Source organism: Bacillus sp. PS196, from assembly GCF_037963555.1.
Taxonomy (GTDB): domain Bacteria; phylum Bacillota; class Bacilli; order Bacillales; family Bacillaceae; genus Bacillus; species Bacillus subtilis.
The window spans coordinates 2,335,478-2,354,884 of sequence record NZ_CP150159.1 but is presented as its reverse complement, the minus strand read 5'-3'; the positions used below and the strand labels follow the sequence as shown (position 1 = coordinate 2,354,884).

Here is a 19,407-nt window from a genome sequence, read left to right as displayed (position 1 = left end):
AACCAGTGGTTATGCAATGCAGTAATCGTCATGCGCAGCTATCATAGTTCGGTGAGCAAAGAATTTACCTCTTCATGTACGAAACTAAGTGAAATACTTTACCATTTCGAACCTCAAACGGGAAAAATGGGGAATTGACAAGGGATGAGGTGGGCAAACAAACACCTGACTCGGTGGCAGAACGAACTGCCCAAAATTTTGGCAAACTCCCTGCGTATCTTTTGTTTCCTCCCATTTCATGCTATTGCTCCTCCTATGTCAAAAAAGAATGTATGAGAGAAGATCCCGCCATAGACAATGTTGTTGGACGACTGAAGATAAAATTGTGCTGATTATACAAAAAGTGGATTGGGAATGATAAAAGAACAAAAAAGTTTAAGGAGAATCACATGCAAGTTTTGACAGGGTTGCTCGAACAGTACGGATATGCCGTCTTGTTTATTGTCTTGATGTTAGAGCTTCTAGCTTTACTTGGACCGGGAGAGTTTGCCGGTGTTCTCGTGTTTCAAGAAAAGTTAAACTGGGTGCTAAGCATGTTAGCGGCCGGATTGGGGAGCTGTGGGAGTGAGCATGTCGTATTGGATCGGGTATAGACTGGGCCCAGCTGCAATTCAGAAAGCTTTTGCGTCGAGAGGTGTTCTGTTAGCCGTTATTGTTCTAACTTTTTTTTGGACGGTATTCAGAGGGCAAGATCGGAAAATCGAACTCTCTTTCTTATTTTTCCTAGTCATTGGTGGGGAGCTTTATGAAGAGGGAATCAGACGGCTCTTTCATTCCCTTCATCCTGTTCACGCTCCTTTGGAAAGTCATGTATTATATCCATTCCCGAGCGAACAGACTTTAACGGCATTTGTCATTTTTGGTTTTTGTGCTTATCTTTTTGTTCGTCATTCTCACAAGGCGTGTCTGCAAACTGTTGCGTTTTTTTGTTTATTATCGTTTTATTCCTCATCGGGCTGAGCCGTGTGTACGTTAATGAGCAGTATCCGAGTGATGTTGCTGCGGGTTACGCCTTCGGCGGTGTTTGGCTGAGTTTGAATGTTTTGGTCATGGAGCTTTTCCGTTTCTCCAGAAGATTTACCAAGCTGAGAAACGAACCCAATTAGTATGTAATCAAAATTAAGTAAACTTTAAAGTAGTACGGGTCATTGGGATTGATATTTTGTAGTAAAATAAATCAAACAAACGTGATGTAATGAAAAGGAGATCGCGATATGAACAACAAAGGCTGTATAAAATGCGGTAGTACTGAAGCCGGACAAAAAGAAATAGCTACAACCGGCACGGGATTATCAAAGCTGTTTGACGTGCAGCATAACCGATTTCTAGTGGTTTACTGTAAGAACTGCGGATATTCAGAGTTTTATAATAAAGAGTCTTCAACTGCCGGGAATATATTGGATTTATTTTTTGGAGGCTGATCCATGTTTTTTTTCGAGCTTGAATGATTTTAAACATATCATGAAAGCAAAAACGGGATGCGGTTATCACCTGTGAAATAGGTTGCTGCAAACATTCCAGTAACCTTTATGACGTGAATTGTTTTTTGTCAAGTGCCATGGGTATCATGGACTGGGAGATCAATGGAATGCAGTAAATGAACAAACTGCTCGTAACCTCATGCTTTATATACGATCTAAAGATTTTGCATATGAGAACTCTCTTTCTTCTGAGTCCATCGCTTCTGAATTATGCGATTCATTTCTTTCAATATTTTCAGGCCTAGTTATGGTCGACAAGAAAAAAATAGGCATGATGTGGGTAGAAGATGAAGATTAACAGTTTGTAAAATCACTTCAATGGTCCTAATGGGATTTTTTTTCGATTCGTGATAACATAAATTGAAGACCGTTGTTTATTGGAGGAAATCAGTTGAAATCAGAAAATGTTTCGAAGAAAAAATCAATATTAGAATGGGCAAAAGCAATTGTGATTGCTGTCGTTCTCGCTTTGCTCATCCGCAACTTTATTTTTGCGCCGTATGTCGTTGATGGTGACTCTATGTATCCTACACTTCACAACCGTGAAAGGGTCTTTGTCAATATGACAGTCAAATACATCGGCGAGTTTGATAGAGGAGACATCGTCGTGTTAAACGGAGATGATGTTCACTATGTCAAACGTATTATCGGCCTTCCCGGCGATACGGTTGAGATGAAAAATGACCAGCTCTATATCAACGGGAAAAAGGTGGACGAACCTTATTTGGCGGCTAATAAAAAGAGAGCGAAACAGGACGGTTTTGACCATTTGACCGATGATTTCGGCCCGGTTAAAGTGCCTGATAACAAGTATTTTGTGATGGGCGACAACCGTCGGAATTCAATGGACAGCCGTAACGGTCTTGGCCTCTTCACGAAAAAACAAATTGCGGGTACGTCAAAGTTTGTTTTCTACCCGTTTAACGAAATGCGCAAAACAAATTAGGATCAAGCAGTTTCCCATTGGGGCTGCTTTTTTTATATCTTTTTTACGGTCATCCCCTAAAAACAGAACATAAATTCGTATATCTATAGAAAAGAAATTTTTGCAGAAATGTGAAACATATTCCCGTTATGCATCGTTATATTAATAATTTACGAGAATTTACGGTTTTTTATTCATGAAAAAAAGGAATAACTCATATGAATGAATAGATTCATATTGGCTGGAGGTTTAGAAATGGGAAGAATAAAAACCAAGATTACCATTCTGTTAGTGCTTTTGCTTTTACTTGCAGGCGGTTATATGTACATAAATGATGTTGAGCTGAAGGATGTTCCGACAGCAATTGGACAAACCTTGTCCTCGGAAGAAGAGGAATACACCATCCAGGAATATAAAGTGACGAGAATTGAGGGCTCAGAGTATCATGGAGTAGCAGAAAACGGAACGAAAATCATCTTCAACGGAAAAAAATTAAATCAGGATTTATCTGATATAAAAGAAGGTGACAAGATTAAGGCATACTTCAGCAAATCAAAGCGGATCGACGGATTAATCAAGGTTGCAAAAGTGAATGATTAACAAAACATCACCTTTCGGATCGAAGGGTGATGTTTTGTTTTTCTCAAATTGTAAGTTTATTTCATTGCGTACTTTAAAAAGGATCGCTATAATAGCCAATAAGGACAAATGAATAAAGATTGTATCCTTCGGGGCAGGGTGGAAATCCCGACCGGCGGTAGTAAAGCACATTTGCTTTAGAGCCCGTGACCCGTGTGCATAAGCACGCGGTGGATTCAGTTTAAGCTGAAGCCGACAGTGAAAGTCTGGATGGGAGAAGGATGATGAACCGCTATGCAAAATGTTTAAAAATGCATAGTGTTATTTCCTATTGCGTAAAATACCTAAAGCCCCGAATTTTTTATAAATTCGGGGCTTTTTTGACGGTAAATAACAAAAGAGGGGAGGGAAACAAATGGAAGAGTATTATATGAAGCTGGCATTAGATCTTGCGAAGCAGGGCGAAGGACAGACCGAATCCAATCCGCTCGTCGGTGCTGTTGTCGTAAAGGACGGACAAATTGTCGGAATGGGCGCCCATTTAAAATATGGTGAAGCTCATGCAGAAGTTCATGCCATCCATATGGCTGGAGCACATGCAGAGGGTGCCGACATTTACGTTACACTCGAACCGTGCAGCCATTACGGAAAAACACCGCCATGTGCAGAATTGATTATCAACTCTGGCATCAATAGAGTGTTCGTGGCGATGAGAGATCCTAATCCGCTTGTGGCTGGAAGAGGGATCAGCATGATCAAAGAAGCCGGCATTGAGGTAAGGGAAGGCATCCTGGCAGACCAGGCGGAGAGCCTGAATGAAAAATTTCTGCACTTTATGAGGACAGGCCTTCCGTACGTCACGCTAAAAGCGGCTGCCAGCCTTGACGGCAAGATAGCTACCAGCACGGGTGACAGCAAATGGATCACGTCAGAGGCTGCAAGACAGGATGCTCAGCAATACAGGAAAACACACCAAAGCATTTTAGTCGGAGTTGGCACAGTGAAAGCCGACAATCCGAGCTTAACCTGCAGACTGCCGAATGTAACAAAACAGCCGGTTCGGGTCATACTTGATACCGTACTCTCGATTCCTGAGGACGCTAAAGTGATTTGCGATCAAATAGCGCCGACATGGATTTTTACGACGGCACGCGCAGACGAGGAAAAGAAAAAACGGCTTTCAGCTTTCGGAGTGAACATATTTACACTTGAAACCGAGCGCATTCAAATTCCTGATGTTTTGAAGATCCTAGCGGAAGAAGGCATCATGTCGGTGTATGTGGAAGGCGGTTCAGCTGTTCACGGAAGCTTTGTCAAAGAAGGCTGTTTTCAAGAAATCATCTTCTATTTTGCCCCTAAACTAATCGGAGGAACGCATGCTCCCAGCTTAATCTCCGGTGAAGGTTTTCAATCAATGAAAGATGTCCCCTTATTACAATTCACTGATATAACCCAAATCGGCCGTGATATCAAACTGACGGCAAAACCGACAAAGGAATAGGATGGTGACCATGTTTACAGGAATTATCGAAGAAACAGGCACAATCGAATCCATGAAAAAAGCAGGGCATTCAATGGCCTTAACTATTAAATGCTCAAAGATTTTAGAGGATGTTCATCTTGGCGACAGCATTGCAGTGAACGGCATTTGTCTGACTGTCACTGATTTTACAAAAAATCAATTCACAGTGGATGTTATGCCTGAAACAGTCAAAGCTACGTCACTGAATGATTTAACAAAAGGAAGCAAAGTAAATCTGGAAAGAGCGATGGCGGCAAACGGCCGTTTCGGAGGCCATTTCGTCTCTGGCCATGTCGACGGAACTGCGGAAATCACACGAATTGAAGAGAAAAGCAACGCAGTTTACTATGATTTAAAAATGGACCCATCATTAACAAAAACATTGGTTTTAAAGGGATCAATTACTGTGGATGGCGTGAGCTTAACCATATTCGGCCTGACAGAAGACACAGTGACGATCTCCTTAATACCGCATACGATCAGCGAAACGATTTTTTCAGAAAAAACGATCGGCTCTAAAGTGAATATCGAATGCGATATGATCGGAAAATATATGTATCGATTTTTGCATAAAGCCAATGAAAATAAGACCCAACAAACCATTACAAAAGCCTTCTTAAGCGAAAACGGCTTTTAGAGAGGAAGATTTGCATGTTTCATCCGATAGAAGAAGCACTGGACGCTTTAAAAAAAGGCGAAGTCATCATCGTTGTAGATGATGAAGACAGAGAAAATGAAGGAGACTTTGTGGCTCTTGCCGAGCATGCAACGCCGGAAGTCATTAACTTTATGGCGACACATGGGAGAGGACTGATCTGCACGCCGCTCAGTGAGGAAATCGCAGACAGGCTTGATCTTCACCCTATGGTTGAGCATAATACAGATTCTCACCACACTGCATTTACCGTAAGCATAGACCATCGTGAAACGAAGACAGGTATCAGCGCTCAAGAAAGATCTTTTACCGTTCAAGCATTGCTGGACAGCAAATCCGTGCCATCTGATTTTCAGCGTCCGGGGCACATTTTTCCACTGATCGCGAAAAAAGGAGGTGTCCTGAAAAGAGCGGGCCATACAGAAGCTGCTGTTGATCTTGCTGAAGCTTGCGGATCTCCAAGAGCCGGCGTCATTTGTGAAATTATGAATGAAGACGGAACGATGGCGAGAGTGCCTGAGCTCATTGAAATTGCGAAAAAGCATCAATTAAAAATGATCACCATTAAGGATTTGATTCAATACCGTTACAATCTGACAACACTTGTAGAGCGTGAAGTTGACATTACGCTGCCTACTGATTTTGGGACATTTAAGGTTTATGGATACACAAATGAGGTAGATGGAAAAGAGCATGTCGCATTTGTGATGGGAGAGGTGCCGTTCGGAGAAGAACCGGTATTGGTCCGGGTGCATTCAGAATGTCTCACAGGTGACGTGTTTGGCTCTCATCGCTGTGATTGCGGACCGCAGCTGCACGCCGCGCTGAACCAAATTGCCGCAGAAGGCCGTGGAGTGCTCCTGTACTTGCGCCAAGAAGGACGAGGCATCGGTTTAATCAATAAATTAAAAGCTTATAAGCTTCAGGAACAAGGCTATGACACCGTAGAAGCCAATGAGGCGCTTGGATTCTTGCCGGATCTTCGCAACTATGGCATCGGAGCACAAATTTTACGCGACCTCGGTGTCCGGAATATGAAGCTTTTGACGAATAATCCGCGAAAAATCGCAGGCCTTGAAGGCTACGGACTCAGTATTTCAGAAAGAGTGCCGCTTCAAATGGAGGCGAAAGAACACAATAAAAAATATTTGCAAACCAAAATGAACAAGCTAGGTCATTTACTTCATTTCTAATCACAAATATCACAAAAAAGGATGGGAATCATATGAATATCATACAAGGAAATTTAGTTGGTACAGGTCTTAAAATCGGAATCGTAGTAGGAAGATTTAATGATTTTATTACGAGCAAGCTGCTGAGCGGAGCAGAAGATGCGCTGCTCAGACATGGCGTAGACACAAATGACATTGATGTGGCTTGGGTTCCAGGCGCATTTGAAATACCGTTTGCTGCGAAAAAAATGGCGGAAACAAAAAAATATGATGCTATTATCACATTGGGCACTGTCATCAGAGGCGCGACGACACATTACGATTATGTCTGCAATGAAGCTGCAAAAGGCATCGCGCAAGCAGCAAACACTACTGGTGTACCTGTCATCTTTGGAATTGTAACAACTGAAAACATCGAACAGGCTATCGAGCGTGCCGGCACAAAAGCGGGCAACAAAGGTGTAGATTGTGCTGTTTCTGCCATTGAAATGGCAAATTTAAACCGCTCATTTGAATAATTTGCTGAAAACAGTTTAAAAATATGGCGAAAATGATATAATGTGAGAAAACGGATCACCTATTCGTATCCGTTAATAGCAGACTGGACATTTTGGATATAGAGGGGTTTTTATGTTAATTCGTTATAAAAAATCGTTTGAAAAGATTGCGATGGGGCTTCTTTCGTTTATGCCGAATGAAAAAGACCTTAAGCAGCTTCAGCAGACAATTAAGGACTACGAAACGGATACAGACCGCCAGCTCTTTCTTTGGAAAGAGGACGAGGATATCGTCGGAGCAATCGGAGTCGAAAAAAAGGATTCTGAGGTTGAGATCCGGCATATCAGTGTGAATCCTTCTCATCGCCATCAAGGAATCGGAAAACAGATGATGGATGCTTTAAAGCATTTATTCAAAACGCAAGTACTGGTTCCAAATGAATTAACGCAGAGCTTTTTCGAACGTTGTCAAGGTCAGCAGGATCAAGACATTTCATACAATAATTAAGCAGAGGCTGTCATCAGCCTCTGCTTTTTTTTCTGCGTTCTATTTCTCTTTCACGTTCACGGATGACGTCAGTCCGATCCCGCAAACGGTGTTTGTCGATCAGAAATATGTTCCTGAGTGCACTGGGCTGCCCCCATGTATACTTTTTTTTCCTGCATTCGATCCTGCATGCTTCCTCCAGTTTCTCATCTTTGATTGGCAGCATAATGCTTTTATAGGCAGAGCCCGTTTCGATTTGTTCGTAAACCGATTGCATAAGCTCGAGAAAACGGCCATGATCGAGCCCTAAGTCTTCGACTGCCCGGTGTTCTGCTTTGAGAATCCGGATGCTGTTCGCCATCAGTCTTTTTGCCCCGGCTGTATTCTGCCTTCTGTGATGATATAAAGCAACTGCAAGCTGAATAAAGCCGACCCAATAGCGTTTTCGTTTCTTTGGCGGATCTTCCTTCCAATATTCTTCTAATATTTCATGGCATTCAAAATAATCCCGTGTCGCGTGAAACTCAACGAGATAATCTATATAAGCTTTCGGATACAAGGTGCTTCCTCCTTTAATGTGCTTTTAGTGTACCATAGAAGGGATAAAAGGAAAAAAGAACGCCCGGCCTCTAGTGCTTCTTAGAAAGGAAAACCAGAAGCAAAGGCTTTTTCTCCCGCTTCTGCGCTCCGAGCAAACACCTCTTGTGTTTTGAATATTCTGTACAAACTCCTTCAAAACAGGATATGAAATAGTATTGGACGAGAGCTTTTTGGTGGCTTATACTATAGGGTAGCCAGTTTTTCCGGCAATGAGAGTGATACTTGAAAATGGTGAGATGATGGAAGAATATCAAGTGAAAATTGATACGTTTGAGGGCCCATTGGACCTGCTGCTTCATTTAATCAATCGTCTTGAAATTGACATATATGATATACCTGTGGCGAAGATCACTGAACAATATTTATTATATGTACATACGATGCGCGTGCTTGAGCTCGACATTGCCAGCGAGTATTTGGTTATGGCTGCCACGCTGCTCAGCATTAAAAGCAGAATGCTGCTCCCGAAGCAAGAGGAGGAGCTTTTTGAAGATGAATTACTTGAAGAAGAAGATCCGCGGGAGGAACTGATTGAAAAGCTGATTGAGTACCGAAAATATAAAGATGCGGCGAAGGATTTAAAAGAACGGGAAGAAGAAAGACAAAAATCGTTCACGAAACCGCCGAGTGATTTGAGTGAATATGCAAAAGAAGTAAAACAGTCTGAGCAAAAGCTCTCTGTCACGGTCTATGATATGATCGGAGCTTTTCAAAAAGTGCTGAAACGCAAAAAAATAAACAGGCCGATGGAAACAACAATTACAAGACAGGACATACCAATCGAAGCCAGAATGAACGAAATCGTGCACAGCTTGAAATCTAGAGGAACGAGAATTAACTTTATGGATCTGTTTCCATATGAGCAAAAAGAACATTTAGTAGTGACCTTTCTAGCTGTTCTTGAGCTGATGAAAAATCAGCTGGTCCTCATTGAACAGGAGCACAATTTTTCAGATATTTACATTACGGGGAGTGAATCCATTCATGGGGCTTGATATCGTGAATTGGAAAGCTATTGTGGAAGCCCTTCTTTATGCGGCAGGCGATGAAGGGCTTACAAAAAAGCAGCTGTTAACAGTGCTTGAAATCGAAGAGCCTGAACTAAACACTATCATGGCGGATGTGGCGGACGAATACCGCGGAGATACACGAGGGATTGAACTTATTGAGTATGCAGATACGTACATGCTCTCTACCAAAAAAGACTTTGCGCCTTACTTGAAAAAACTGATTGAAGTGCCGTCAAAGGGCCTTTCTCAAGCATCTTTAGAAGTACTGGCCATTGTTTCATACAAACAGCCAATTACGAGAGCAGAAATTGAAGAAATCAGAGGAGTAAAATCAGAGCGGATTTTACACAGTCTTGTCGCGAAGGCGCTATTGTGTGAGGTAGGGCGTGCCGATGGTCCGGGGCGGGCCATTTTATACGGTACTACGCCGACTTTTCTTGAACAATTCGGTCTGAAAACGCTGGACGAGCTTCCGCCGCTGCCTGAAAATGCGGAAGAAGACGTTCTTCAAGAAGAAGCAGATTTATTTTTTGAAAACTTTAACCAAACCTTCGAAGATATAAAATAGAAGTTTAATGAATCGCGCTTTTTCATCATCATAAGATATAAGGAAGAAGCTATCATGAAAGAAGCAAAATGTGAGAGACAAAGACATGAGGGGAAGATACCAAACGAAATGGGACATTCGATTGTGCGAGCGCAGACTCAAAAAACAGGCGAATTCTTATCAATGGTTGTCAATACCGTGAACGATTACCTAAATCAAACGACGCTTGAGTCCTTACAGGCTGAATTGCCTATTGAAAAAGGATACTGCTGTGATGTGCTGAGCACTCTGAGAAGAATGGCAGTATTTTGTGAAGGAGGCGCAGAAGCGTGCCGCCGTCTCCTGATGCAGGAGCCTTTTCAGGAAGCCAGAGCGGAAAAAACACTTTATAATGTGTATCACCAATGCATTGAAGAGTTCTTTATGCCGAAAAAAGACACGTGGTGTGAAAATAGCCGGGCGTCTTATACCGGGGTCAGCGCAATTGAGTTTTATCATGCTGTTCCTGCGTCGCTTGAGCAATTATTATTGCCGTTGAGCGCGGCCTTTCTGAAGATGAGGGAAGAGCTGGCTCATTACGAAGCGTCCGGATCAAGCATGGCGCCAATCAGATAACGTTTACTCTCCCTTTTTCAGGGAGAGTTTTTTTATGTTTGCTTCCAGAAATATAATTGTTATTCATAACTGATGGACATGCGCATAAACTTGTACAAACCACCACAAGGACGTGAGCAAACATGCGCATTTTCAAAAAAGCAGTATTCGTGATCATGATTTCTTTTCTTATTGCAACTGTAAATGTGAATACAGCACATGCTGCTATAGATGTCAGTGCAAAAAGCGCGATCATTATTGACGGTGCGTCAGGCAGAGTGTTATATGCCAAGGATGAGCATCAAAAAAGGCGGATCGCGAGCATCACAAAAATTATGACCGCCGTCCTCGCCATCGAATCCGGCAAAATGGATCAAACGGTGACGGTTTCGGCAAATGCTGTCAGAACAGAAGGCTCCGCCATTTATTTAACAGAAGGTCAAAAAGTAAAGCTGAAAGATCTTGTGTATGGCCTGATGCTAAGATCAGGAAACGACGCCGCTGTCGCGATTGCTGAGCATGTCGGTGGGAGCCTCGATGGGTTTGTTTATATGATGAATCAAAAAGCCGAGCAGCTTGGTATGAAGAACACCCGTTTTCAAAACCCGCACGGATTGGACGACCATGAAAATCATTATTCAACAGCTTATGACATGGCCATTTTAACTAAATATGCTATGAAGCTGAAAGACTATCAAAAGATTTCAGGCGCAAAAATATACAAAGCGGAAACGATGGAAAGCGTATGGAAAAACAAAAATAAACTGCTGACCATGCTATATCCGTACAGCACAGGAGGAAAAACAGGCTATACAAAACTTGCAAAACGGACACTGGTCTCTACGGCTTCAAAGGACGGCATTGACCTGATAGCCGTCACCATTAATGACCCTAATGATTGGGATGATCATATGAAGATGTTTAACTATGTGTTTGAGCATTATCAAACCTATTTAATTGCAAAAAAAGGGGATATTCCAAAGCTGAAAGGCACATTTTATGAATCGAAGGCTTTTATCAAACGTGATATCACCTATTTGCTGACCGAAGAGGAAAAAGAAAATGTAAAAATTAATACCACACTGCTCAAGCCGAAAAAAGCATGGGAAAAAGATGCCTCGAAAATCCCTGACATCGTAGGGCACATGGAGATCATGTTCAACGATGCAACCATCGCAAAAGTGCCGATCTATTATGAAAATGAGCGGCATCAAAAACCGAAGAAACAATTTTTTGAAACGTTTAAATCAATCTTTCTGAATGCGGCAGGCGGAGCAAAATGGTCAATATAATTTGGGTCAGTTTAACCGTGATCGGACTCGTTTTTGCGATGTGCAACGGAACTCTGCAAGATGTAAATGAAGCCGTGTTTAAGGGTGCAAAAGAAGCGATTACGATCTCATTTGGATTGATGAGCGTGCTTGTTTTCTGGCTTGGCTTAATGAAAATCGCCGAGCAGTCAGGGCTTTTGGATATTTTCAGCCGGATGTGCAGACCTTTTATATCTAAACTGTTCCCTGATATACCGCCGGATCACCCGGCGATGGGCTATATTTTATCTAATCTTATGGCGAATTTCTTCGGCCTCGGAAATGCAGCAACTCCGCTTGGCATTAAAGCAATGGAACAAATGAAAAAGCTGAACGGAAACCGATCGGAAGCAAGCCGGTCGATGATTACTTTTTTAGCTGTTAATACGTCCTGCATCACACTCATCCCGACAACGGTGATCGCTGTCCGAATGGCTTATTCCTCCAAAACGCCGACAGATATCGTCGGGCCAAGCATTTTGGCAACGCTTATTTCCGGAATCGGTGCCATTATCATTGATCGGTATTTTTATTACCGCCGCAAAAAGAAGGGAAGGTGAGCGGATGGAAATCATCAACTGGCTGTCTTTAGCCATGATTCCAATCATTATTGCCGGAATTCTTCTTTATGGAACGATCAAAAAGGTTCCGACATATGAATCGTTTGTCGAAGGCGGGAAAGAGGGGATAGAAATTGCCTTTTCCATTATCCCCTATTTAGTCGGAATGCTTGTCGCTATAACTGTTTTCAGATCATCAGGCGCGCTTGATTTTATAATGGATCTTTTAAAACCGGCTTTCTCCGCTATCGGCATCCCTGCTGAAGTAGTGCCGCTTGCTCTGATCCGCCCGATCTCCGGTACGGCCGCACTTGGAATGACGACCGATTTAATTGCAGTATACGGGCCCGATTCCTTTATCGGCAGGCTGGCTTCCGTCATGCAGGGATCTACAGATACAACGCTTTACGTACTGACTGTGTATTTCGGAGCAGTCGGCATTAAAAAAATGGGTGATGCATTAAAGGTGGGACTTCTTGCAGATTTAATCGGCGTAGTTGCATCTATCATCATCGTTACGTTATTATTTGGGAGCGCCTGAAAACGGCGTTTTTTTTAGATTTGGCATAGGAATTTGAAAAAGCTTGTTTGTTAAGGTTGAAAAAAGTAAGATAATACTTGAGGTGAAAGACATGGAAAGACTGCAAAAAGTGATTGCTCATGCCGGAGTTGCGTCGCGCAGAAAGGCAGAAGAGCTGATTAAAGAAGGAAAAGTAAAGGTGAATGGCAAAGTAGTAACAGAGCTAGGTGTTAAGGTCACCGGTTCTGATCAGATTGAGGTAAACGGGTTAAAGGTTGAACGCGAAGAGCCGGTTTACTTTCTCTTATATAAACCAAGAGGCGTTATTTCCGCAGCGCAAGATGATAAAGGACGCAAAGTGGTGACGGACTTTTTTAAAAATATTCCGCAGCGCATTTATCCGATTGGGCGTCTGGACTATGATACGAGCGGTCTTTTGCTTTTAACCAATGACGGCGAATTCGCCAATAAGCTAATGCATCCTAAGTATGAAATAGACAAAACATACGTGGCGAAGGTGAAAGGAATCCCGCCTAAAGAGCTGCTCAGAAAGCTGGAGCGCGGAATTAGGCTGGAGGAAGGCAAAACAGCGCCTGCTAAAGCGAAGCTGCTGTCTTTGGATAAGAAAAAGCAGACAAGCATTATTCAGCTGACGATCCATGAGGGACGCAACAGACAGGTGCGCCGCATGTTTGAAGCGATCGGACATGAGGTAATCAAGCTGAAGCGTGAGGAATACGCGTTTTTAAACCTGCGAGGCCTGCACACGGGCGATGCCAGAGAGCTTACGCCTCACGAAGTAAAAAGGCTCAGAGCACTGGCGGATCACGGTAAAAACGCTTTCTAAATTTCACATAACCTTCAAAAAGTAAGAAATGTGAAATGAACGTGCAATGATATAATTGAATGGATCTGCAATAGGGGGAAGGGGGCAGTGGACAATGAAGAAAAAAAGGCGTTTATTCATTCGGACCGGCATCCTTCTCGTTTTAATCTGCGCACTCGGCTATACCATTTACAACGCTGTATTTGCCGGCAAAGAGAGTATATCCGAAGGGTCCGACGCACCGAATTTTGTCCTAGAGGATACGAATGGGAAACGTATCGAGCTCAGTGACTTAAAAGGGAAAGGTGTTTTTTTGAATTTCTGGGGTACATGGTGTGAACCGTGCAAAAAAGAGTTTCCTTATATGGCAAACCAATATAAGCATTTTAAAAGCCAAGGTGTTGAAATTGTCGCTGTAAATGTTGGGGAGTCAAAGATAGCAGTACATAATTTTATGAAATCCTACGGAGTCAATTTCCCGGTTGTTCTGGATACAGATCGCCAAGTGCTTGATGCCTATGACGTATCTCCGCTTCCGACAACCTTTTTGATCAATCCGGAAGGAAAAGTTGTCAAGGTGGTGACCGGCACTATGACAGAAAGCATGATACACGATTATATTAATCTCATAAAACCCGGAGAGACTTCGGGATGAAGCAAGTCAAATGTGAATGCGGACATATAAACCCGGTCGGAACCGTTTTATGCGAATCGTGCGGAAGAGCTCTTCAGGAAACTCAACCTCCGCTCGCTGATATGAGATATGACGGAAGCGCAAGACGTTCGCAAACCTATAACAAAACGATCATCGACAAAATTTGGAATTTCTTTTCCTCGGTTAAGGTGGGAATATGGCTTATCGTCATAACCCTTGCCGCATCAGCGTTCGGCACCATTTTTCCCCAGGAAGCCTATCTGCCTCCGGGCGCACAGGCTGATACTTATTACAAGGAGCAGTACGGCACGTTTGGCCAGCTTTATTATTTGCTCGGGTTTCATCATTTATATGGTTCTTGGTGGTATTTGCTGCTCATTGCCTCGATCGGCATTTCACTCGTGATTTGCAGCCTTGATCGGGTCATTCCGTTGTACAGAGCGTTAAAAAACCAAGGCGTCAGAAGGAGCCCAGCTTTTTTAAGAAGGCAGCGCTTGTTCAGTGAAACAGTTACTGTGCTGAACGGGGAATCGAAAGAAAAGATAGTTGCTCTATTAAAGAAAAAACATTATAGAATCAGAGAAAAAGAGGGCAGCATTCTTGCTGAAAAAGGACGCTTTTCCCGCTGGGGCCCGTATGTCAACCATATTGGATTGATCATCTTTTTGATTGGTGCGATGCTGAGATTTGTGCCTGGCATGTACGTCGATGAGACGCTTTGGGTCAGAGAAGGCGAAACCGCCGCAATTCCGGGTACAGACGGAAAATATTATTTGAAAAACAATCAATTCAGCGTAGAGACCTATAACAGCAAAACGGAAAAAAAGGTATTTGCAGATGCCATTGACAGAGTCGGGGACGGTAGAGTGGCAAAGAACTTTCAAACCGATGCCGTACTCTACAAGAGAGAAGGAAAAATTGTTTATGGCGAGAAGCCGAAGCTGAAAAAAGTAACAGAAGAAGACATCCGTGTCAATCAGCCGCTGCGTTTTGATTCTTTTTCCGTTTACCAGGTGGATTATAAAGAGAATCAGCTTGACCAAATGGTGTTCCAGCTGATTGATAAAAAAACAAAAAAATCCTTTGGGAGCCTGAAGATCAACCTTCTGGATCCAGATTCGGTCTATGATCTTGGCAACGGTTACAAAGTGGAAATCGCCAGCTACCTGCCAGACTTCTATTTTAATCAGGACGGAGAGCCGAGCACAAAAACAAAGATCCCTAACAATCCGGCTTTTGTCTTTAATATTATAACGCCGGACAAACCGAAAGGCGAAAAGAGCTTTGTCGCCATCCAAGAAACCATCGAAGGATCAGGCAATAATAAATACAAGCTGAAATTTGACCATGTCGAAACGAAAAACATTACTGGACTTACAGTCAGAAAGGATCTGACACTCTGGGTGCTTGCTGTCGGCGGAGCCATTTTTATGATCGGTGTTATTCAAGGTATGTACTGGCAGCATCGAAGAATTTGGCTGCACTCACAGGACGGTGCAGTTATGGTAGCAGGGCATACCAATAAAAACTGGTTTGGCCTGAAGAAGGATTTAGCATTTATATTGGCTGATTCCGGACTGACTGAACCGGTGGACCAAAAAGAATTAATCAAAACACAGAAATAGGCGAAAAGGGAGTGATGTCATGGCAGAGCTGAGCGGAAATTTTCTTTATGCGGCCTTTCTTGTGTATTTAATCGCTGTCCCAATCTTCGGCGGGGCCATACGCGGGAATAAAGATAAAAAGGGCAGGCCAAACCGATGGGCCAACATTGGAATCACCCTTTCTATTGTCGGTTTTTTCTGCCACCTAGGATATTTCATCACAAGGTGGGCTGCCAGCGGCCATGCGCCTGTCAGCAATATGTTTGAATTCACCACCGCTTTTGGCATGATGCTTGTTTTGGCGTTTATCATTCTTTATTTTCTCTATAGATTGCCTTCATTAGGCCTGTTTACGCTGTCAATTGCTTTATTGCTGATTGCCTACGCCAGCATGTTTCCGACAGATATCTCGCCTTTAATTCCTTCGCTCCAAAGTAACTGGCTGTATATTCACGTAACAACGGCCGCGCTTGGGCAAGCTATACTTGCCATCAGCTTTGTCGCTGGTGTCATCTTTCTTTTGAAGCATGTAGACCAGACAAAGCCAAGCAAAAAGACCTTCTGGCTTGAAGCGATTATGTTTATCCTGGTCACAACCGTCGCCTTTATTGCAATCACATCGGCATTTCGTCTTGCAGGCTATGAAGCGGAGTTTAACTGGGTGGACAAAAGTAAAGAAAAAAGCGTGATGGTGTACGAAATGCCCGCGCTTGTCGGTCCGCATCAGGGAGAGCTTTTGACCGAAGGAAGAATGGAACCGCTTGTTGATCTTCCCGCGCTTTTCTCAGGCAGAAAAGTGAACACTGTCATTTGGTCATTTGGAGCAGGTCTTGTGTTGTATGGGGCTCTCCGTCTGATCATCAGAAAAAGAATCAGCGCTCTATTACATCCGCTGGTGAAAAACGTCAATCTTGATCTGGTGGATGAGGTTGGGTACAGGGCCGTATCAATCGGATTTCCGATCTTTACACTCGGCGCGCTGATCTTTGCAATGATTTGGGCTCAGCTCGCCTGGACCAGATTTTGGGGCTGGGACCCTAAGGAAGTATGGGCGCTGATCACGTTTTTGTTCTATGCCGCTTACTTGCACTTAAGACTGTCAAGAGGCTGGCACGGTGAGAAGTCAGCATGGCTGGCCGTAATCGGTTTTGCTATTATTATGTTTAATTTAATATTCGTAAATCTTGTGCTTGCCGGACTTCATTCTTATGCATAGTCCTTTGAAAGCGACACAGTTCTCAAACTTTCTCACGATTTGATAAAATGAAAGTAACAGAAGGAAAGCAGGGGGAAAACATGGACCAAACGAACGAAACAAAAATATTAGTAGTTGATGACGAAGCCAGAATTCGCCGCCTTTTAAGAATGTATCTTGAACGTGAAAATTATGCTATAGATGAAGCTGAAAATGGTGATGAAGCCATTGCCAAAGGGCTTGAAGCCAATTATGACTTAATTTTGCTTGATCTGATGATGCCGGGGACTGATGGAATTGAAGTGTGCCGGCAAATTCGTGAAAAAAAAGCGACACCCATTATTATGCTGACCGCAAAAGGAGAAGAAGCAAACCGGGTGCAGGGGTTTGAAGCGGGAACAGATGATTATATTGTTAAGCCGTTCAGCCCGAGAGAAGTCGTGCTGCGTGTAAAGGCCCTTTTGAGAAGAGCATCCCAAACCTCTTATTTCAATGCCAATACACCGACGAAAAATGTGCTCGTGTTTTCACATCTGTCAATAGACCATGATGCTCACCGCGTAACAGCTGATGGAACAGAAGTGAGCCTGACGCCAAAAGAGTATGAGCTTCTATATTTCTTAGCGAAAACGCCTGACAAGGTGTATGATCGGGAAAAGCTTCTGAAAGAAGTGTGGCAATATGAGTTTTTTGGTGATTTACGGACAGTGGACACTCACGTCAAACGCTTGAGAGAGAAGCTGAACAAGGTTTCTCCGGAGGCTGCGAAAAAAATTGTCACCGTATGGGGTGTAGGTTATAAATTTGAGGTCGGCGCTGAATGAAATTTTGGAAAAGCGTAGTAGGCAAGCTGTGGTTTACGATCCTTTCACTCGTCTTGATCGTATTGTTCATTTTAACGGTTCTTTTGCTGGAGTTTATTGAAAACTACCATGTGGAAGAAGCCGAGAATGATTTAACACAGCTTGCGAATAAAGTTGCTGTCATCCTAGAAAATCATGAGGACCAGGCACTGGCAAGGTCAATCACTTGGGAGCTCGCTGATAACTTAACAAGCATTGCCATCATCCAGGATGAGAAGAACCACTGGTATTCTCCGAATGATAAAAATCGCCTGTCGTCTATTACGGTTGAGCAAATACAGCATGACAAAGACTTAAATAAAGCTCTCAAAGACCATAAAAAAGTAAGCAAACGGACGGGATTGAGCGATACAGACACGGATAATGAACGCCTGATTGTAGGTGTCCCGTATGAAAAAGACGGAAAGAAAGGCATGGTCTTTTTATCCCAGTCTTTGCTTGCCGTTAAAGATACAACAAAACATACGACCCGCTATATTTTTCTTGCCGCTGGAATTGCGATTGTGCTGACCACATTTTTCGCATTCTTTTTATCAAGCAGGGTCACGTACCCTCTCCGAAAAATGAGAGAAGGCGCGCAGGATTTGGCGAAGGGCAAGTTCGATACAAAAATCCCGATTTTAACTCAGGATGAAATCGGTGAACTGGCGACCGCTTTTAATCAAATGGGCCGGCAGCTTAACTTTCATATCAATGCGCTCAATCAAGAAAAAGAGCAGCTTTCTAACATTTTGAGCAGTATGGCTGACGGGGTTATTACCATTAATATTGACGGTACGATTCTTGTGACCAACCCGCCGGCTGAACGTTTTCTTCAGGCTTGGTATTATGAACAGAACATGAATATCAAAGAAGGCGACAACCTTCCGCCTGAAGCAAAAGAGCTGTTTCAAAACGCTGTCAGCACTGAAAAAGAACAAATGATTGAGATGACGCTTCAAGGCAGATCATGGGTGCTTTTGATGTCGCCGCTTTATGCGGAATCGCACGTCAGAGGAGCGGTTGCCGTACTGCGTGACATGACAGAAGAACGCCGCCTTGATAAGCTGCGGGAGGACTTTATCGCAAATGTCAGTCATGAGCTGAGAACACCGATCTCCATGCTTCAGGGATACAGTGAAGCAATTGTTGATGACATTGCAAGCTCTGAAGAAGACCGGAAAGAAATTGCCCAAATCATTTATGACGAATCGCTCCGAATGGGCCGTTTAGTTAATGATTTGCTTGATTTAGCCCGAATGGAATCAGGCCATACAGGCTTACATTATGAAAAAATCAATGTGAATGAGTTTTTAGAAAAGATCATTCGGAAGTTTTCCGGTGTTGCTAAAGAAAAAAATATTGCTTTACATCATGACATTTCTCTCACAGAAGAGGAATTTATGTTTGATGAAGACAAGATGGAGCAGGTATTTACCAATTTGATTGATAACGCGCTGCGGCATACTTCAGCCGGCGGCAGTGTCTCCATTTCAGTCCATTCTGTGAAGGATGGATTGAAAATTGATATCAAAGACTCCGGGTCTGGCATACCGGAAGAAGATCTGCCATTTATCTTTGAGCGGTTTTATAAGGCAGATAAAGCGCGGACAAGGGGCAGAGCAGGAACCGGGTTAGGGCTGGCTATCGTTAAAAATATCGTGGAAGCCCACAACGGATCAATTACTGTGCACAGCCGAATAGATAAAGGAACAACATTTTCTTTTTATATTCCGACAAAACGGTAAAATCGAGTCTGAATTTGCCGAAGAATCTTGTTCCATAAGAAACACCCGCTGACTGAGCGGGTGTTTTTTTAATAGCCA

23 protein-coding genes, 1 pseudogene and 1 riboswitch are annotated in these 19,407 nt (G+C 43.1%); of the genes and pseudogenes, 22 read left to right on the top strand and 2 right to left on the bottom strand.

Annotation, left to right across the window (positions count from 1 at the left end; all coding sequences use genetic code 11):
* The first annotated feature begins 389 nt into the window (after positions 1 to 389).
* The 3 genes from NST79_RS12130 (at position 390) to NST79_RS12120 (ending at position 1,421) form a co-directional block, all read left to right on the top strand.
* Positions 390 to 593 carry a hypothetical protein gene (locus tag NST79_RS12130; protein WP_004398590.1) on the top strand — a complete coding sequence of 68 codons (204 nt, stop codon included), beginning with the start codon at positions 390 to 392 and terminating at the stop codon, positions 591 to 593.
* Positions 594 to 902: 309 nt separating this feature from the next.
* On the top strand, positions 903 to 1,106 hold the full coding sequence (locus NST79_RS12125; protein WP_229762728.1) for a phosphatase PAP2 family protein: 204 nt from the start codon (positions 903 to 905) through the stop codon (positions 1,104 to 1,106).
* A 108-nt stretch (positions 1,107 to 1,214) separates the two neighbouring features.
* Entirely contained in the window at positions 1,215 to 1,421 is a 207-nt protein-coding gene (locus tag NST79_RS12120; RefSeq protein WP_003223929.1) for a zinc ribbon domain-containing protein, read from the top strand.
* On the opposite strand, the pseudogene NST79_RS12115 reads toward NST79_RS12120, so the two are convergent.
* Positions 1,364 to 1,605, bottom strand: a pseudogene (locus NST79_RS12115) (hypothetical protein). The gene NST79_RS12120 and the pseudogene NST79_RS12115 overlap by 58 nt on opposite strands.
* A 267-nt stretch (positions 1,606 to 1,872) precedes the next feature.
* Here NST79_RS12115 and lepB point away from each other — a divergent pair.
* The 7 genes from lepB (at position 1,873) to ribT (ending at position 7,339) form a co-directional block, all read left to right on the top strand.
* Positions 1,873 to 2,427 (top strand): signal peptidase I, encoded by a 555-nt coding sequence (lepB, locus tag NST79_RS12110; RefSeq protein WP_003246166.1) that lies wholly within the window; start codon positions 1,873 to 1,875, stop codon positions 2,425 to 2,427.
* Positions 2,428 to 2,661: 234 nt separating this feature from the next.
* Complete coding sequence (locus tag NST79_RS12105; RefSeq protein ID WP_032722053.1) at positions 2,662 to 3,006, top strand: hypothetical protein; 345 nt, start codon at positions 2,662 to 2,664, stop codon at positions 3,004 to 3,006.
* A 120-nt stretch (positions 3,007 to 3,126) separates the two neighbouring features.
* Positions 3,127 to 3,271: riboswitch (FMN riboswitch) on the top strand.
* Positions 3,272 to 3,400: 129 nt separating this feature from the next.
* The gene (gene ribD / locus NST79_RS12100) at positions 3,401 to 4,486 is read left to right on the top strand and encodes a bifunctional diaminohydroxyphosphoribosylaminopyrimidine deaminase/5-amino-6-(5-phosphoribosylamino)uracil reductase RibD (protein WP_212060756.1); all 1,086 of its coding nucleotides are present in this window, start codon (positions 3,401 to 3,403) and stop codon (positions 4,484 to 4,486) included.
* Between the two features lie 10 nt (positions 4,487 to 4,496).
* On the top strand, positions 4,497 to 5,144 hold the full coding sequence (ribE, locus tag NST79_RS12095; protein WP_014480161.1) for a riboflavin synthase subunit alpha: 648 nt from the start codon (positions 4,497 to 4,499) through the stop codon (positions 5,142 to 5,144).
* 14 nt (positions 5,145 to 5,158) lie between these two features.
* A complete protein-coding gene (locus NST79_RS12090; RefSeq protein WP_116316574.1) occupies positions 5,159 to 6,355 on the top strand; it encodes a bifunctional 3,4-dihydroxy-2-butanone-4-phosphate synthase/GTP cyclohydrolase II in 1,197 nt (398 codons plus the stop codon).
* A gap of 32 nt (positions 6,356 to 6,387) precedes the next feature.
* Entirely contained in the window at positions 6,388 to 6,852 is a 465-nt protein-coding gene (gene ribH, locus NST79_RS12085; RefSeq protein ID WP_003223915.1) for a 6,7-dimethyl-8-ribityllumazine synthase, read from the top strand.
* Between the two features lie 112 nt (positions 6,853 to 6,964).
* Positions 6,965 to 7,339, top strand: coding sequence for a GNAT family N-acetyltransferase RibT (gene ribT / locus NST79_RS12080; protein ID WP_003223910.1), 375 nt, complete (start codon positions 6,965 to 6,967; stop codon positions 7,337 to 7,339).
* A 13-nt stretch (positions 7,340 to 7,352) separates the two neighbouring features.
* Here ribT and NST79_RS12075 read toward each other — a convergent pair whose 3' ends face one another.
* Entirely contained in the window at positions 7,353 to 7,877 is a 525-nt protein-coding gene (locus NST79_RS12075; RefSeq protein ID WP_212060755.1) for a DUF309 domain-containing protein, read from the bottom strand.
* A 280-nt stretch (positions 7,878 to 8,157) separates the two neighbouring features.
* Between NST79_RS12075 and scpA the strand changes: the two genes are divergently transcribed.
* The 12 genes from scpA to resE all read left to right on the top strand — a co-directional run bounded on the left by scpA (position 8,158) and on the right by resE (position 19,329).
* A complete protein-coding gene (gene scpA, locus NST79_RS12070) occupies positions 8,158 to 8,913 on the top strand; it encodes a segregation/condensation protein A (protein WP_003246108.1) in 756 nt (251 codons plus the stop codon).
* Positions 8,903 to 9,496 (top strand): SMC-Scp complex subunit ScpB, encoded by a 594-nt coding sequence (scpB, locus tag NST79_RS12065; RefSeq protein ID WP_003223904.1) that lies wholly within the window; start codon positions 8,903 to 8,905, stop codon positions 9,494 to 9,496. Before scpA ends, scpB begins: the two co-directional genes overlap by 11 nt.
* A 54-nt stretch (positions 9,497 to 9,550) precedes the next feature.
* On the top strand, positions 9,551 to 10,090 hold the full coding sequence (locus NST79_RS12060) for a YpuI family protein (RefSeq protein WP_014477219.1): 540 nt from the start codon (positions 9,551 to 9,553) through the stop codon (positions 10,088 to 10,090).
* 122 nt (positions 10,091 to 10,212) lie between these two features.
* Complete coding sequence (gene dacB, locus NST79_RS12055) at positions 10,213 to 11,361, top strand: D-alanyl-D-alanine carboxypeptidase family protein (protein ID WP_212060754.1); 1,149 nt, start codon at positions 10,213 to 10,215, stop codon at positions 11,359 to 11,361.
* On the top strand, positions 11,349 to 11,939 hold the full coding sequence (gene spmA / locus NST79_RS12050; protein ID WP_004398980.1) for a spore maturation protein SpmA: 591 nt from the start codon (positions 11,349 to 11,351) through the stop codon (positions 11,937 to 11,939). The genes dacB and spmA overlap by 13 nt, the downstream gene beginning before the upstream one ends.
* Positions 11,940 to 11,943: 4 nt before the next feature.
* Entirely contained in the window at positions 11,944 to 12,480 is a 537-nt protein-coding gene (spmB, locus tag NST79_RS12045; RefSeq protein WP_003230509.1) for a spore maturation protein SpmB, read from the top strand.
* 91 nt (positions 12,481 to 12,571) lie between these two features.
* Positions 12,572 to 13,306, top strand: a complete 735-nt coding sequence (rluB, locus tag NST79_RS12040; RefSeq protein WP_004398815.1) for a 23S rRNA pseudouridine(2605) synthase RluB — start codon at positions 12,572 to 12,574, stop codon at positions 13,304 to 13,306.
* A gap of 94 nt (positions 13,307 to 13,400) precedes the next feature.
* Positions 13,401 to 13,940, top strand: a complete 540-nt coding sequence (gene resA, locus NST79_RS12035; protein ID WP_212060745.1) for a thiol-disulfide oxidoreductase ResA — start codon at positions 13,401 to 13,403, stop codon at positions 13,938 to 13,940.
* Positions 13,937 to 15,565 carry a cytochrome c biogenesis protein ResB gene (gene resB / locus NST79_RS12030; protein WP_038429221.1) on the top strand — a complete coding sequence of 543 codons (1,629 nt, stop codon included), beginning with the start codon at positions 13,937 to 13,939 and terminating at the stop codon, positions 15,563 to 15,565. The genes resA and resB overlap by 4 nt, the downstream gene beginning before the upstream one ends.
* 19 nt (positions 15,566 to 15,584) lie before the next feature.
* A complete protein-coding gene (gene resC / locus NST79_RS12025) occupies positions 15,585 to 16,760 on the top strand; it encodes a cytochrome c biogenesis protein ResC (RefSeq protein ID WP_004398799.1) in 1,176 nt (391 codons plus the stop codon).
* Positions 16,761 to 16,840: 80 nt separating this feature from the next.
* Entirely contained in the window at positions 16,841 to 17,563 is a 723-nt protein-coding gene (gene resD / locus NST79_RS12020; RefSeq protein WP_003246107.1) for a DNA-binding response regulator ResD, read from the top strand.
* A complete protein-coding gene (gene resE / locus NST79_RS12015) occupies positions 17,560 to 19,329 on the top strand; it encodes an ATP-binding protein (protein ID WP_212060736.1) in 1,770 nt (589 codons plus the stop codon). Before resD ends, resE begins: the two co-directional genes overlap by 4 nt.
* Positions 19,330 to 19,407 lie beyond the last annotated feature (78 nt).